Here is a 14,321-nt window from a genome sequence, read left to right on the forward strand (position 1 = left end):
TGCCGGCGTGCCGCGTCAGGCGCGCGGCAGTGTGTCTTCGAAGCGCTGCAGAAAATCCAGGACGGCCTGGCCGGCGAGCTGTGCGTCGGCGGCGGTCATGGTTTCTTGCGGGTTGTGGCTGACCCCGCCATTGCCACACCGCACAAACAGCATGCTGATGGGCACCAGGCGCCCCAGCAGCATCGCGTCGTGGCCGGCGCCCGATGGCAGGTCCAGCACCGGCACGCCTTGCGCGGCGATCGCCTGCCGCCATAGCGCCTGGTGCGTGTCCGAACAGGGCGATGCCGGCACGCGCATTAATTCTTCGACGGCATACTCGATGCCGCGGCGTGCGCAAATCTGGTGAATACGGGCATCGATGTCGGCCAGCGCCGTGTCACGGGCGGCATCCTGGGGCGCGCGGATGTCCAGCGTCAGGTCACAGGCGCCCGGAATTACGTTGATCGAGCCTTCGGGAACCTGCAGTGTGCCAACCGTGCCGACCAGTCCAGGCTCGGCACGACAGCGTTCTTCTATGGCCAGGATGATCTCGGCCGCCGCGCAGGCGGCGTCACGCCGCATGTCCATGGGTGTGGTGCCAGCGTGGCCCGGCGCGCCAGCCAGCGTGATGCGGCGCCGCACGCAGCCTGCGATGGATGTGACCACCCCCAGCGGCAAACCGCGCTGGTGCAGCACAGGCCCCTGTTCGATGTGCACTTCGAAATAATGGCAAAGGCGCGGGTCTGCCTTCTGGCGAGGGGCTGCATCGGGATCCAGGCCGGCGTCGAGCATGGCCTGGCGCAAGGTGATGCCATCGGCATCGCAACGTTCGAGCTGGGACGCATCGAACTGCCCGATGTAGGCGGACGACCCGAGGAAAGAGCCGCCATAGCGCACGCCTTCTTCTTCGGCAAATGCCACCACTTCGAAGTCAAAGGCCAGGCGTCGTCCGTGCCTGTGCAGGTGCGCGACGACCGCAATGGGCAGCAATATGCCCAGCCGGCCGTCGTACTTGCCCCCGTTGCGCACGGTGTCGTAATGGCTGCCTGTTGCAACCAGTGGCGGCGCCGCTATTGCGCTGTCGGCCCGATAGCGGCCTATGACGTTGCCCACGGCATCGCATCGCACCGTGTCGAATCCCGCTTCCTGCATCCACGTTTCCAGCTGGCGGGCCGTCGCGCGATGGGCAGGGGTCAGGTACGTGCAGGTGAGATTGTCGGGATGATCCGACCATTGCGCCAGCGTTTCGGCACAGGCCATGACGGGATCGCCGTATTCGGCGTTGGCGAGCGGCTGGAGGCGGACGTCGGACATGGGCATATGGCGATGGACGAGGTTACCTGCTTATACCATCGTGCGACGCCCTACAGGAACCTCTGACGTGGCGGCAATAGCCGTACCGTACGGTGCGCCGGTATGTCATCATGGCAGGCAGTCGCTCAGGCGTGCCCGTACGAGCCGACACGGATTTCATCATTGCCAGGAGGACGACATGTCATTCCAAGGAAGTTGTCATTGCGGGGCCGTCCGCTTCACGGTGAACGCGGACCTGCCGGCTTCGGCTATCAGCTGCAATTGCTCGCATTGCCGGCGCAAGGGATTCCTGCTCAGTTTTTTTCCCGCGGATCTTTTCACGCTGGAGGCCGGGGCCGATGACTTGGTGTCGTACCGGTTCGCCACGCACAAGATCGATCACCGCTTCTGCCGGCATTGCGGTACGCAGCCTTTCGCATATGGCGCCAATCCCGATGGATCCCCGGTGCGGGCGGTGAACCTGCGCTGCGTGCCCGATGCGGACCTGGATGCCCTGACACTGCAGAAATACGATGGCGCTTCACATTAGAGGCGATATTTCGATACGGGCCGCAGCGTAGCGGGCCGGCTTGCGGGCACACTGCCGAGGTTACGCCTTGCCAGGATGCCGCCATGCATGAAACACCCGAGCGCCGCACTCGATCGCCCGCGGATCCGATCTTTTTCGGCTGGCGCGTCGTGGCGGCGGCTTTTGTCATCGCGGTGTTTGCCTGGGGCATAGGGTTCTATGGTCCGCCCATTTTCCTCGGGGTGCTGCAGGTTTCGCGGGGCTGGCCGCTTGCGTTGATATCGGCAGCCATCTCGGTGCACTTTCTTTGCGGGGCCGCGGTGGTTGCCGCCCTGGATGCGCTGCATCGCCGATACGGCGTTGCCGCCACCACCGGCGCGGGTGCGTTGGTGGCTGCCATCGGCTTGTTGGGGTGGGGATACGCGCGCGAGCCGTGGCAGCTTTTCGTCGCCGTCCTGTTCAGCGGGTCCGGGTGGGCCATGACCAGTGGCGCGGCGCTCAATGCGATGGTCGCGCCCTGGTTCGACAGGCGCCGGCCCGCGGCGCTGGGCATGGCATTCAATGGCGCCAGCCTGGGCGGCGTGATCTTTTCGCCGTTGTGGGTGGCGCTGATCGCGGCGCTCGGCTTTGGCGCTGCCGTCGTGGCCGTGGCCCTGGTGATGGCGCTGACCGTCCTGGGGCTGGCTGCGCGCTATCTGCGCCATACGCCCGCCCAGCTGGGCCTGGCGCCGGATGGCGACATCCGCGCGGCGCCCGACGGATCCGGCGCGCGGGTCGCCGCGCACCAGCCAGCCCTGTACGCGCCGCGCCGCGACCGGCGCCTGTTGACACTGGCCATCGGCGCAACGCTGGCGCTGTTTGCCCAGGTGGGCCTGGTGGCGCATCTGTTTTCGATGCTGGCGCCCGTCATGGGCAACGGGCCTGCCGGCACCGTCATGGGATTGGCCACGGGGTGCGCCATCGCCGGCCGCATGGTGCTGGGCCGATTGCTGGCGCCGGGCGTGGACCGGCGCAAGGCCGCCGCATGGAACCTGGCGGTACAGGCGCTGGGCTCCGGGGTGCTGCTGGCCAGCGGCCCGTCGGCAATGGGCATGGTGCTGGGTTGCTGCCTGTTCGGCATTGCATTGGGAAACGTCACCTCGCTTCCGCCGCTGATCGCCCAGGCGGATTTCCGGCCTGTCGACGTGGCGCGCGTGGTGGCGTGGGTAACGGCGATCGGGCAGGCCGGATACGCATTCGCGCCCGCCGTGTTCGGGTTGTTGCGCGAATGGGCAGGGGCGGGCGGGCTGGCCGGCCTGGTTTTCGTGGTGGCCGGCGCCATGCAATTACTGGCCGCCGCCGTCCTGCTGGCCGGCCGCACCCGCACCTGACGCATGGCAAACATCGCGCTCGGCCGGGTGCATGACCGGACTGGCATCGAGACGGGCCGCCGCATCAGGGTGCTAACCTGAACCGCATGAAGAAAACAACCTGGATATCCGTCGGACTAGCGATCGGGGCAGGCATAGGCGCAGCGCTGGACAATATCGCACTGGGCATAGGCATAGGCTTGGCGCTGGGCATCGCCATGAGCTTCGAAAGCCGCGATTAGCGGCGCCGGAGACGGACCGCTGCCGTTGCGGCTGGCGTCGGCTGCGCGCCGCCGCTTGCGACGAGGTTCGGCCGCAGACCGGCCGGAAACCCGAACTGCGATAATGGTGCGTCGGTGGCGCGGTGCCGCCGGTGTGTTTACGGAATGCGCATGACTGACGCTGTCCAGCCGCTGTTTATCAAAGTCCATGAGGCCGATAACGTCGCCATCATCGTGAATGATGGCGGCCTGGCCGCGGGCGCCACGCTGCCAGGCGGCGTGGTGCTGCGCGAATCGATACCGCAAGGCCACAAAGTGGCGCTTGCCGACCTGGCGCATGGCGACCCGGTAATCCGCTACAACGTCACCATCGGCTACGCTGCGCGTGCGCTGCCGCGTGGCAGTTGGGTGCACGAGCGGGTCACCACCTTGCCCACGGCGCGTTCGCTGGACGACCTGCCCATGGCGACGCGCGCGGCGCCGCCCATGCCGCCGCTGCAAGGCTATACCTTCATGGGGTATCGCAATGCCGATGGATCGGTGGGCACGCGCAACATTCTGGCCATTACCACCACGGTGCAGTGCGTGCAGGGCGTTGTCGAACATGCCGTGCGGCGCATCAAGGACGAGCTGCTGCCGCGCTTTCCCAATGTGGACGATGTGGTCGGCCTGGAGCACACGTATGGTTGCGGCGTTGCCATCGATGCGCCCGGCGCCGCGGTTCCCATCCGTACGCTGCGCAATATCAGCCGCAACCCCAATTTCGGCGGCACAGCAATGATGGTGAGCCTGGGGTGCGAAAAACTGCAGCCGCAGCGCCTGATGCCGCCCGGAACCCTGCCTATCGCGCCGGACGCGGATGCCGGCGCGGCTATCGATACGATCTGCCTGCAAGATGAAGAGCACATCGGTTTCGACGCAATGATCCGGTCCATCATGCAGACGGCCGAGAAGCACCTGGCGATCCTGGATCGCAGGCGCCGCGAGCCGTGTCCGGTGTCGGACCTGGTGGTGGGCGTGCAATGCGGAGGCAGCGACGCGTTTTCCGGACTGACCGCCAACCCGGCGGTAGGCTATGCGGCCGACCTGATCGTGCGCGCCGGCGGCACGGTGATGTTCTCGGAAAACACCGAGGTGCGCGACGGCATCGACCAATTGACCGCGCGCGCGGCGACACCCGAAGTGGCGCAGGCCCTCGTGCGCGAGATGGCCTGGTATGACCGGTACTTGAGCCTGGGCATGGCAGATCGCAGCGCCAACACGTCCCCCGGCAACAAGAAGGGCGGCCTGTCGAACATCGTGGAAAAGGCCATGGGTTCGATCGTGAAGTCGGGGTCGGCGCCGATTTCGGCCGTGCTTTCGCCCGGTGAGAAGCTCTCCGGCAAGGGGCTGGTGTTCTGTGCGACGCCGGCCAGCGATTTCATCTGCGGAACGTTGCAGCTTGCGGCCGGCATGAATCTGCATGTGTTCACCACCGGTCGCGGAACGCCCTACGGCCTGGCGCAGGTGCCGGTGATAAAGGTGGCCACGCGCAGCGACCTGGCGCGCCGCTGGCACGACCTGATGGACATCGATGCGGGCCGCATTGCCACCGGCGCGGCTTCCATCGAGGAGGTCGGCTGGGAATTGTTCCGCCTGATGCTCGACGTGGCCAGCGGCAAGAAGCAGTCCTGCGCTGAAAAGCTGAAACTGCACAATGCGCTTGCGCTGTTCAACCCCGGCCCGGTGACCTGACCGCGTCCCCACGCGCGACTTTTTCGGAGTAATTGCATGACAGTACCGGTAGATCCCGAACAACGGCTCATTGATCTGGAGATCAAGCTGGGCCTGGCCGATGACATGCTGGACCAGCTGAACCAGGCCCTGTTTCGCCAGCAGCAACAAATCGACAGGCTGCAGCGCGAAGTGGCCGAACTGCGCCAGCAGATGCCCGAAGGCGCTGGTGCCGGTCCGCGCAACCCGAGCGACGAGCTGCCCCCGCATTACTGAGCAATGCGTATCCTGTGGGCTTACCTGCGTCCGCACGCCAAGTTGGCGGCACTGGCGTTGCTGCTGGCAGGCGCAAGCCAGGTGCTGGCGCTGATCGACCCGATTATTTTTGGCAAGATCATCGACGAATATGCCATCAATCGTGCCGGCCTTTCCGACGACGAGCGGGTGGCCGGGGTGTTGCGGTTGCTTGCGCTGGCGGTGGCCATTGCGGTGTTGTCGCGGCTGGCCAAGGCGGTACAGGAATACGTAACGCGGCTGGTCGTACAGAAATTCGGCACGCAGATGTTCAACGACGGCCTGCGCCAGGCGCTGCGCCTGACATTCCAGGAATTCGAAGACTTGCGCAGCGGCGAGACCCTTTCGTTGCTGCAGAAAGTGCGCACCGACAGCGAGCGCTTCATCAACGCCTTTATCAACACAGTGTTCGCGGCATTGGTCGGCATGGGTTTCCTGGTCTGGTACGCCGTGACCCGGCATTGGCTGCTGGTGCCGGTGTTCCTGGTGGGCGTACTGGTGCTGGGCGGCCTGACGGGGCTGCTCAGCAGGGAAATCAAGACCCAGCAGCGGTCCATCGTGCGCGAGACGAATCGCAGTTCGGGCTTTATTGCCGAATCCTTGCGCAATATCGAGCTGATCAAGAGCCTGGGGCTGACCTTTCCCGAAATCCGCCGCCTTCAGGCACAGACATTGCGCATCTTCGAGCTGGAAATGCAGAAGGTCAAGCGCATCCGCCTGTTGTCGTTCTTGCAAGGCGTGACGCTCAGCATGTTGAGGCTGGCGATCCTGTTTGCGTTGCTTTGGCTGATCTTCCGTGATGTGCTCAGCCCGGGCGAGTTGATAGCCATGCAGTTCATTTCGGTGGCGATTTTTGCGCCGCTGCAGGAGCTCGGCAATATCATCCTGGCGTATCGCGAAGCCGAAGCGTCGTTGTCGAACTTCGACGCGCTGATGCACAAGCCCATCGACCGGCGCCCCGAATCCCCGCAGGACTGCGGCCCGATCACGCATGTGCGCTTTGCCGACGTGGTGTTCCGCCACAAGGGCGCATCCGACAACGCGCTGGACGGCGTGTCTTTCTCGGCCGCGCTGGGCGACACGATTGCTTTCGTGGGGCCGTCGGGGTCCGGCAAGTCCACGCTGGTGAAACTGTTGCTGGGGCTGTACAGGCCCGCGCAGGGCGAGGTGTTCTATAACGATATTTCGACCAAGGTCTTGCGCTATAACCGAGCGCGTCGCCAGGTTGGCCTGGTGACCCAGGAACCATACTTGTTCGCGGGCACGCTGCGCGACAACCTGCGGCTGGTAAAGGCGGACGCTACCGACGAAGAAATCGTGGACGCAATGCAGCAGGCGGCCTGCGCCTACCTGTTGCAGAAATCGCCCGCCGGCCTGGGCACGCATATAGGCGAAATGGGGCTGAAGCTGTCGGGTGGCGAGAAGCAACGCCTGTCTATCGCACGGGCCTTGATACGAAGGCCACGCCTGCTGATTTTCGACGAGGCCACTTCGGCGCTGGACTCCCTCACCGAAGAGCAGATATCCGCCACGGTGCGGCGTATTTCGGCCAGCCGCAGCCAGATCACCATATTGATCGCGCATCGGCTGTCCACCATCATGCACGCCGACACCATCTTCGTGCTGGAAAAGGGGCGCGTCGTGGAAAGCGGCACGCACACCGAACTGCTGGCGCGCACTGGCCTTTACTACGCCATGTGGCGCCAGCAGATCGGCGAACGGCCAGGCGCGCCGTCGCGGATTTCTTCTTCGTAGAATGCGCACCGTTGAATCAGAGGGCTGGATTGATGCGTTTACAACGGCTTGTCACACTATTGGTGATAGCGATCCCGGGCCTTTTCGGCGTCGCGGCGGCCAACACCGTGGCCGAAACCGCGGCGCGGGTCGAGGCAAGGCTGGGCGGACGGGTGGGCGTGGCGCTACAGCGGCTCGGCGAGCCTGCTGTGGCGCTCTACCGCGCCGATGAACGGTTTCCTATGGCCAGCACCTTCAAGGCCCTGGCGTGCGGCGCGCTGTTGGCCAAGGTGGATGCCGCGGAGCAAAGCCTGGATACCGTGGTGCTGTACGGCCCCGAAACACTGGTGCCGTATTCTCCGGTCACGGCCCAACATGTCGGCAAAGGCATGACACTGGCGCAGCTTTGCCACGCCACCATTACCTTGAGCGACAACACCGCCGGCAACCTCGTGCTGCGACGCATCGGGGGCCCGGCGGGGCTGACGGCGTTCCTGCGCAGTACGGGCGACGAGATGTCGCGACTGGATCGGTGGGAACCCGAGCTGAACGAGGCCTTGCCCGCAGACCCCAGAGACACAACGACGCCACGTGCGGCAGCCGGCACATTGGGCCGCCTGTTGTTCCAAGGGGTGCTGTCGCCGGGTTCCAGCCATCAGCTCGAGGCCTGGATGATTGCGGACCAGGTCGCCGACGAACTGATACGGGCAAGTCTGCCGCAGGGGTGGGGGATCGGTGACAAGACGGGTTCGGGGGAACGGGGTTCGCGCTCGATCATCGCGGTGATCAGACCGCCGCACGGCAAGCCATGGCTGGCGAGCATATATCTGACGGGCAGTTCGTCCCGCCCGCAAGAGCGGAACGCCGCCGTCGCCGAGATAGGCCGGTCCATGATCCACGCCATAGCGGCCGCCATCGAACCGTCGTCGCGCTGACAGGCGCCGGGAGGCCGGCGCTTGGATCGGGCGCCACGTTATCGGGCGATCGTCGCGAGCGCCTTGCGCCCGTTCATCCATGGGCAGCGTAACGCAAAGGGCACGGCGGGCGCGATACGCGCGCAATTCGCCGTACGATGCGCCCCAGCCTCACGGCCACCCTTGTTCCAGGACGCGCCGCAGGGTGGACTCGAGCTGCCCCACAAGCGACGCCGCACGCCGCTGTTGAGGGCCACCGTATGGACGGCAGTGGCTACCGGGGCGTTCGAGGCCGTGTACATCACCTGGCAGGGCGCGGTGGGGCAGCCGTCGCATTTCAATACCAGCACTCCCTTTCACACGGCCATGTTCATCCTGATGGGAATGGCGGCGTTGCTATTCACGGCGACCTCGCTGCCGGTGGCGCACCAGCTGTGGCGGCACGCCGATGGCATGGCCCCGGCATACCGCCTTGGGGCGGTGCTGGGGCTGCTTCTGACGTTCGCGGCCGGGGCGGGGGGGGGTGTGGCCATCAGCGCCCATGGCGGGCCGCTGGTGGGCGCCGCGGCCGGGCCAGGCCTGCCGCTGACAGGCTGGTCGGTTACGGGGGGAGATCTGCGCGTGGCGCATTTCCTTGGCGTGCATGCCCAGCAGGTATTGCCTTTGGTCGGGTATCTGCTGGGCGTGGCGGGCGGGCGCCACGCGTCGGCAGCGGTCGCCCTGGCCACTGCTGCCTACCTGGGCCTGGTGGGGCTGGCGCTGGCGCGCGCGTACGCGGGCCTGCCTTTATTTGAGTTCTAGCCCTGCGGCGGCTTGTTCGCCTCGCGGGCCTTTGTGGCGTCCGTGCGCGGGGTGATTTCCATAATCAGCTCAACGCGCCGGTTCGCTGCACGCCCTGCGGCGGTGTCGTTCGGGGCAATCGGGCGGGTGTCGGCGTATCCGACGGCGCGCAGCCTTGCCGGGTCGACCCCGCCCCGAACGAGTTCCCGCAGCACGCTTGTGGCCCTGCCGGCAGAGAGCTCCCAGTTCGATGGAAACTGCCGGGTCTGGATCGGCACGGGGTCGCTGTGGCCTTCGACCGAAACGGGGTGCCCCTGGCTGCGATTGATTACGCCGGCCATGCGCGCGATGACGCGCAGCCCGTTGGGGCTGAGCATGGCCTGGCCGGATGGAAACAGTAGTTCGTTGCTGATGCGAAAGCTGATCGATTTTTCGTTGACAATGACATCCACGTCGTCGCCCAGGCCATCCAGGCCCAGTTCCGCTATCGAGGGTGGCTGGGGTTCGGGGGGCGCAGGCTCTGCGGGGCTAGCAGGCGCGTCTGGCGTCGCGGCCGGTTCGGCGGCCGGGGCGGGCTGCGCAATGCCGGCCAGGCCGGAAAGCGGCGCAAACGTTTCCCGAGCAGCGGACAGGCCGGGCAGATCGGGCATGGGCAGCAAAGCCGTCATGTCGCCAGGCGGCGTTTGCGCAGCGTTTGCCGCGCCGGCGGGGCTGGCGAGCAAGCCCAGCAGTTGCACGGGCAGTGAAGCTGCGGGCGCACGGCTCGGCAACTGCGACACCCCCAGCAGCACCACCAGCATTGCCAGAAGCAAGGTGAGCAGATCCAGATAGGTCAGAAGCCAGCTTTCGGACTCCGGCTCGACCTGGGTGTCGACGTGCCAGCGTGCGTAGCGGCCGCCTTCGTGCAAGGGCGCCCGGATCGGTGCAGACGGGGCCCGCGCAGCGGCCTGGCGCTGTTGACGCTGCCGGCGCAGGGCATCGATGCGGTCGGCCAGGCTCATGGACGCGCGCTGGCCGCACGGGGCAGGGCGTTGGTCGCAAGGCCCGGGGCTGCAGGCGCCGCCTTGGCAGCCTTTGCCGCCGCGGCAGGCTTGGCGCTCGCCATGGCCTCGGCGCCGGAACGAGCCGGCTGGCCGGCGCCGTCGTCGATCTCGTCATCGAAATGCATCATGAACGAGTTCAGCGTTTCCCGCAGCACAGCGGGGCCGCGCCGGGCGCACATCAGGGAAATGCCTTGAAGCACCATGTTCATCAGGATCAGCCGCTGTTCGGTGCGACGTTCCAGCTTGACGGCGATAGGCTTGCACACCAGGTTGGCCAGCAATATTCCATAGAAGGTCGTCATCAGGGCCACCGCCAGATGTTGCCCGATGACCGCCATGTCGCCGCCGCCCAGCACCGACATCAGGTTGATGAGCCCGACCAGCGTCCCCAGCATGCCGAACGCCGGCGCGAAGCCGGCCATGATTCGGAACATCTGCGCCTCGGCACGTTCGCGGGCGCGCAGACGGGCGATGCGCCATTGCAGCAACTCGATGATCTGGTCTTCGGGCGTGTGATCGATGATCAGTTGAACGCCGGTCCGCAGGAATGGGTTGGCGACCTTTTGCAGCGCCTGTTCCACCTTGTGCACATCTGCGTTCATCCACAGTTGCGCCAGCGTCGCGAGTTCGTCGATGTCGCGTCGGGCATCAATCTTCTCGCCACGGAATACTGTGCGCACCAAGGCGAACACGCGCGCCACTTCACGCAGCGGGTAGCTGATGAAAAGCGCGGCGCAGGTGCCGCCCACGACCACGAGCAGGCCCGGCAGGTTTATGTAAAGGCCGGGGTCGCTGGCCGAAAGCGCCAGCGCCACGGCCAGCGTAACGACGGCCACCGCGATGCCGATAAGGGTCGAAACGTTCATGACAATGAGCCTCGCGCAAAAGAGCGCGGAAAGGGCTCATTCTAGAAACGGCAGGCGCAGCTCAATCGGTGGATAACGGCAGGAAATCGGGGGATTTAAGGGAATTACAGCAAAACTGGGGGGCGACGGGGCGCAGAAAAGTGTCAGACTCCGGCGTGGGTGGGGGGAGCATCTTGGGATGTCGGTGTCTGAAACCTGTGAGCGACTTGAGATGTAGGTGTCTGACACCTGACGGAGTCAGACACCGGTGACGGCGAGTTCGCGATATAGCGCGATATAGGTGTCTGACTCCGCCAGGTGTCAGACACCGACACGACCGGCATGGGTGTCAGACACCGAGACGCCCTGGGCTCTTCCACACTGGCGCTCGCTCTAGAGCGATACGGGCCGAAAACCCCGGTCGAAGCCCGCCGTGGCGTTCGCAGCAGGCTTACTGGCGCGGCGCGCCGCCGGCCGGGGCTTGTTCGCGCACCATCGAAATCACGCGCTGGCGCAATTGGGGGTCCTGCTCTACGGCCTGGCCGATTCCGTTGAACTCGTCGACGGTCAGGCCGTCGGCGTTGACCATCCGGACCATTTTCTCGTCGGCCTCGCGATAGACTTCTTCACGTGCGGCGTCATCCTTGGCGGCCTGCAGTTTCGGACGGTATTCATCGGCCACCATGGCGACTTTCTGCGAAGCGCTGGCGAATTTCTGCAATTGCGCTTCGGACGGCTGGATAGCGGGTTGGGACTGGGCGGGCGGTTGCGCGGCCGGCGCGGCCTGGGCCTGCGCTGCCATTGGCGACACGCTCACGGCCAGTACGGCAGCTGCAAAAAAGGCGGAAGTGATACGCGGCATGAGGCCTCCTTGGTCGAGTCAATGCGTAAGGCCCATGATGACAAGCCCACGGCCCCGCCTCAAGTTCTGCGATGTTTGCGCATGTGACCAGGGCCTGGGACGCCAGGTTACGGTGCGTTTCAAGGAGGATCAGGAGTTCAGCGCGCGCGCTCGCGACAGCAGCAAATTGTGCTCTGGTTCATTGCGCGCCATCTCGGCGGCGCGCAAGAATTCGGCCCGTGCCTCTTGGATGCGCCCCAGGCGCGCCAGCAAATCGGCCCGCACGCTGGGCAACAAGTGGTATGCGGCCAGCACTGGCTCGGCCGACAGGGCATCAACCAGGGCCAGAGCCGCCTGCGGACCCTGCGCCATGCCTACCGCCACGGCGCGGTTCAGTTCGACCACGGGCGACGGCGCCACCTGAACCAGCGCGTCATACAGCGACACGATCTGCCGCCAGTCGGTGTCTTCGGGACGCGCGGCGCGCGCATGGCAGGCGGCCAGCGCCGCTTGCAGCGTGTATGGGCCGGGCGAATCGGCAAGTTCCTGTGCGCGCTGCAACGCCGCCAGGCCGCGCCGGATGAGCAACGCGTCCCATAATGACCTGTCCTGGTCCATCAGCAGGATAGGCCGGCCCTCCGCATCCACGCGGGCGGCCAGGCGCGCAGCCTGCAGCTCCATCAACGCGGCCAGGCCGTGCACTTCGCTTTCCTGCGGGGCCAGTTCGGCCAGCACGCGGCCCAGCCGCATCGCTTCCTCGCACATCGCCGGACGCGTCCAGTCAGCGCCTGCCGTGGCCGCGTAACCCTCGTTGAAGATCAGGTAGACCACTTCCAGCACTGAAGCCAGGCGCGTGGCCAAGTCGGCGCCTCGGGGCACCTCGAATGGCACGCCCGCGTCGCGCAAGGTGCGTTTGGCGCGCACGATACGCTGCGCGACAGTGGATTCCGACACGAGAAACGCGCGCGCGATTTCGTCGGTGGTAAGCCCCCCCAGCAGGCGCAGCGTGAGCGCCACGCGGGCTTCGGTCGACAGCACCGGGTGGCACGCGGTAAATACCAGGCGCAGCAGGTCGTCTCCGATGTCATCCTGCCGCGCGGCGTCGAGCGCATCGACAAAATCGGGCTCGACGTGGGCCTGCAAGGCGTCCATTTCGTGGCTCAATTGTTCGTGCTTGCGCGCATGCAGGGTGTCCTGCCGCAGCCGGTCCAGCGCCCGGCGCTTGGCGGCAGTCATGAGCCAGGCTCCGGGGTTGTCGGGGATGCCGTCGACCGGCCAGCGTTCCAGCGCAGTGACCAGCGCATCCTGCGCCAGTTCTTCGGCCAGGCCCACATCGCGCACCAGGCGCGCAGCATGCGCCACGACCTTGGCGGATTCGATGCGCCAGACGGCTTCGATGGCCTGGTGGACGGCATCTCGCGAACTCATTGCTTCAGGATCTCCGCATTCGGATCCATGTACATCAATTCCCAGATGTGCCCATCGGGGTCTTCGAACGCATGGCCATACATGAAGCCGTAGTCCTGAGGGTCGCGGGGCACCGAGCCGCCCGCCGCCACTGCGCGCGAAACCAGGTCGTCGACTTCGGCGCGGCTTTCGCACGACAGGCAAACCAGCACTTCGGTGCTTTGCTTGGGGTCGCACAATGGCTTGTTGACGAAAGTCTTGAAGTAGTCGCGGGTCAGCAGCATGGCGTACAGGTTCTCGCCCAGCACCAGGCAGGCGGCATTCTGGTCGGTGAAGCGGGGGTCGAAGTCCAGCTCCAGTTGCTTGAAAAACGCCATGGAGCGGGGCAGGTCGGAAACAGCCAGGTTGACGAAGATCTGTTTGTGCATGATGGTTCTCTTGGCAAGTCGATGCAAGGAAGGTGCCGGATGCGGCGCTATGGCTTGGGCAGCGCGCGCAGCGGCATGTCGTACAACGGTCGTACTTCAATCTCGGCGGCCACGCCGGGGCCCGCCGGCGCCGGAAAGCGCCGGGCCCATTCCAGCGCTTCGGCGCGGGTTCGCACCTGGATCACGGTATAGGCCGCGGCATGGTCGCAGCCCTGCTGGTGTGGGCCTTCCAGCGTTTCGCAATGCCCGTCGGCATAGCGCAGGCGCCAGCCCGTGGCGCTGGGCTGCAGCCCGGCGGCATCGAGCAATACGCCGGCCCGTGCCAGGGTGTCGTGGTAGGCGGCCATTTCCGAGGGCCAGCTATCTCCGGGCCGGCTGCCGGCGATGGGGTCGGCATTGGCTCTGGCGATAATGATGAAACGCATGGCGCAGTCTCCGGTGTGGCGGCGCGCCGGATTCGGCGGCCATTGCAGACACGACGGGCAGCGCGCCATCAGATCGACAAAGCGCGGTTGGGTTAAGGGAAAACCCCTATAAACGATTGCGTCAGCTGAAGCAGGGGCCCACTTCGCGAATTTCCACCGTGCACCATTGCGCCGCCGGACATTGCGCCGCGATTTCCACGGCTTCGTCGCGGGTGGCGCAGTCGAGCAGGAAGAAGCCGCCTATCATTTCCTTGGCTTCGGCGTACGGGCCGTCGATAAGGCGAGGCCGGCCGTCGCGCACCTGCAGTTTCACGCCCTCGGCCTCGGACTTGAGCGATTGGGCATCGCGCAGCAGGCCGCGCGCTTTCAGGTCGGCCGCGTAGCGCAGCATGCTGTCATAGGCGGCGTGGCCTGCCTGCTCGGAACGCTGCGCGCGTTGGCCGATGGGTTCGACGATGAGCAGCATATAGGGCATGGCGACTCCGTGTGCATGGGGGCAGGAAGCCGAGTTTATTGCCCGCATGCC

The 14,321-nt window shown here is 65.7% G+C and carries 16 protein-coding genes; 8 read left to right on the plus strand and 8 right to left on the minus strand.

Annotated elements, in window-relative coordinates; translation table 11 throughout:
- Positions 1-15 precede the first annotated feature (15 nt).
- Positions 16-1,293, minus strand: coding sequence for an allantoate amidohydrolase (locus tag CAL19_RS06720; RefSeq protein WP_094796424.1), 1,278 nt, complete (start codon positions 1,291-1,293; stop codon positions 16-18).
- 178 nt (positions 1,294-1,471) lie between these two features.
- Here CAL19_RS06720 and CAL19_RS06725 point away from each other — a divergent pair, with 178 nt between their 5' ends.
- From CAL19_RS06725 to CAL19_RS06755, 8 genes are all read left to right on the plus strand, one after another.
- Positions 1,472-1,822, plus strand: coding sequence for a GFA family protein (locus tag CAL19_RS06725; RefSeq protein ID WP_026638205.1), 351 nt, complete (start codon positions 1,472-1,474; stop codon positions 1,820-1,822).
- 83 nt (positions 1,823-1,905) lie between these two features.
- Complete coding sequence (locus tag CAL19_RS06730) at positions 1,906-3,171, plus strand: MFS transporter (protein ID WP_051423614.1); 1,266 nt, start codon at positions 1,906-1,908, stop codon at positions 3,169-3,171.
- Between the two features lie 86 nt (positions 3,172-3,257).
- Positions 3,258-3,392: a hypothetical protein gene (locus CAL19_RS19890; protein WP_269320883.1), complete on the plus strand. Its 135-nt coding sequence runs from the start codon at positions 3,258-3,260 to the stop codon at positions 3,390-3,392.
- Positions 3,393-3,542: 150 nt separating this feature from the next.
- A complete protein-coding gene (garD, locus tag CAL19_RS06735; protein WP_094796425.1) occupies positions 3,543-5,105 on the plus strand; it encodes a galactarate dehydratase in 1,563 nt (520 codons plus the stop codon).
- A 36-nt stretch (positions 5,106-5,141) separates the two neighbouring features.
- On the plus strand, positions 5,142-5,360 hold the full coding sequence (locus CAL19_RS06740; protein ID WP_026638203.1) for a SlyX family protein: 219 nt from the start codon (positions 5,142-5,144) through the stop codon (positions 5,358-5,360).
- Positions 5,361-5,363: 3 nt separating this feature from the next.
- Positions 5,364-7,133, plus strand: a complete 1,770-nt coding sequence (locus CAL19_RS06745; protein ID WP_094796327.1) for an ABC transporter ATP-binding protein — start codon at positions 5,364-5,366, stop codon at positions 7,131-7,133.
- Positions 7,134-7,165: 32 nt separating this feature from the next.
- The gene (gene bla / locus CAL19_RS06750) at positions 7,166-8,047 is read left to right on the plus strand and encodes a class A beta-lactamase (RefSeq protein ID WP_038851893.1); all 882 of its coding nucleotides are present in this window, start codon (positions 7,166-7,168) and stop codon (positions 8,045-8,047) included.
- 162 nt (positions 8,048-8,209) lie between these two features.
- A complete protein-coding gene (locus CAL19_RS06755) occupies positions 8,210-8,827 on the plus strand; it encodes a hypothetical protein (RefSeq protein ID WP_094796328.1) in 618 nt (205 codons plus the stop codon).
- Here the strand turns inward: CAL19_RS06755 and CAL19_RS06760 are convergent.
- From CAL19_RS06760 to CAL19_RS06790, 7 genes are all read right to left on the minus strand, one after another.
- Positions 8,824-9,807 (minus strand): OmpA/MotB family protein, encoded by a 984-nt coding sequence (locus CAL19_RS06760; protein WP_094796329.1) that lies wholly within the window; start codon positions 9,805-9,807, stop codon positions 8,824-8,826. The two genes, CAL19_RS06755 and CAL19_RS06760, sit on opposite strands and share 4 nt — an antisense overlap.
- Positions 9,804-10,715, minus strand: coding sequence for a motility protein A (locus CAL19_RS06765; RefSeq protein ID WP_094796330.1), 912 nt, complete (start codon positions 10,713-10,715; stop codon positions 9,804-9,806). Before CAL19_RS06765 ends, CAL19_RS06760 begins: the two co-directional genes overlap by 4 nt.
- 430 nt (positions 10,716-11,145) lie before the next feature.
- Positions 11,146-11,556 carry a DUF4168 domain-containing protein gene (locus tag CAL19_RS06770; protein ID WP_026638200.1) on the minus strand — a complete coding sequence of 137 codons (411 nt, stop codon included), beginning with the start codon at positions 11,554-11,556 and terminating at the stop codon, positions 11,146-11,148.
- Between the two features lie 129 nt (positions 11,557-11,685).
- Positions 11,686-12,963: an RNA polymerase sigma factor gene (locus CAL19_RS06775; protein ID WP_094796331.1), complete on the minus strand. Its 1,278-nt coding sequence runs from the start codon at positions 12,961-12,963 to the stop codon at positions 11,686-11,688.
- A complete protein-coding gene (locus tag CAL19_RS06780; protein ID WP_094796332.1) occupies positions 12,960-13,370 on the minus strand; it encodes a VOC family protein in 411 nt (136 codons plus the stop codon). The genes CAL19_RS06775 and CAL19_RS06780 overlap by 4 nt, the downstream gene beginning before the upstream one ends.
- Positions 13,371-13,417: 47 nt before the next feature.
- The gene (locus tag CAL19_RS06785; protein ID WP_038851924.1) at positions 13,418-13,795 is read right to left on the minus strand and encodes a YciI family protein; all 378 of its coding nucleotides are present in this window, start codon (positions 13,793-13,795) and stop codon (positions 13,418-13,420) included.
- A gap of 121 nt (positions 13,796-13,916) precedes the next feature.
- On the minus strand, positions 13,917-14,270 hold the full coding sequence (locus tag CAL19_RS06790; protein WP_026638197.1) for a YciI family protein: 354 nt from the start codon (positions 14,268-14,270) through the stop codon (positions 13,917-13,919).
- Between the last annotated feature and the right edge of the window lie 51 nt (positions 14,271-14,321).

Origin of the sequence: Bordetella genomosp. 7 (genome assembly GCF_002261265.1) — a bacterium.
Lineage (GTDB): Bacteria > Pseudomonadota > Gammaproteobacteria > Burkholderiales > Burkholderiaceae_B > Bordetella_A.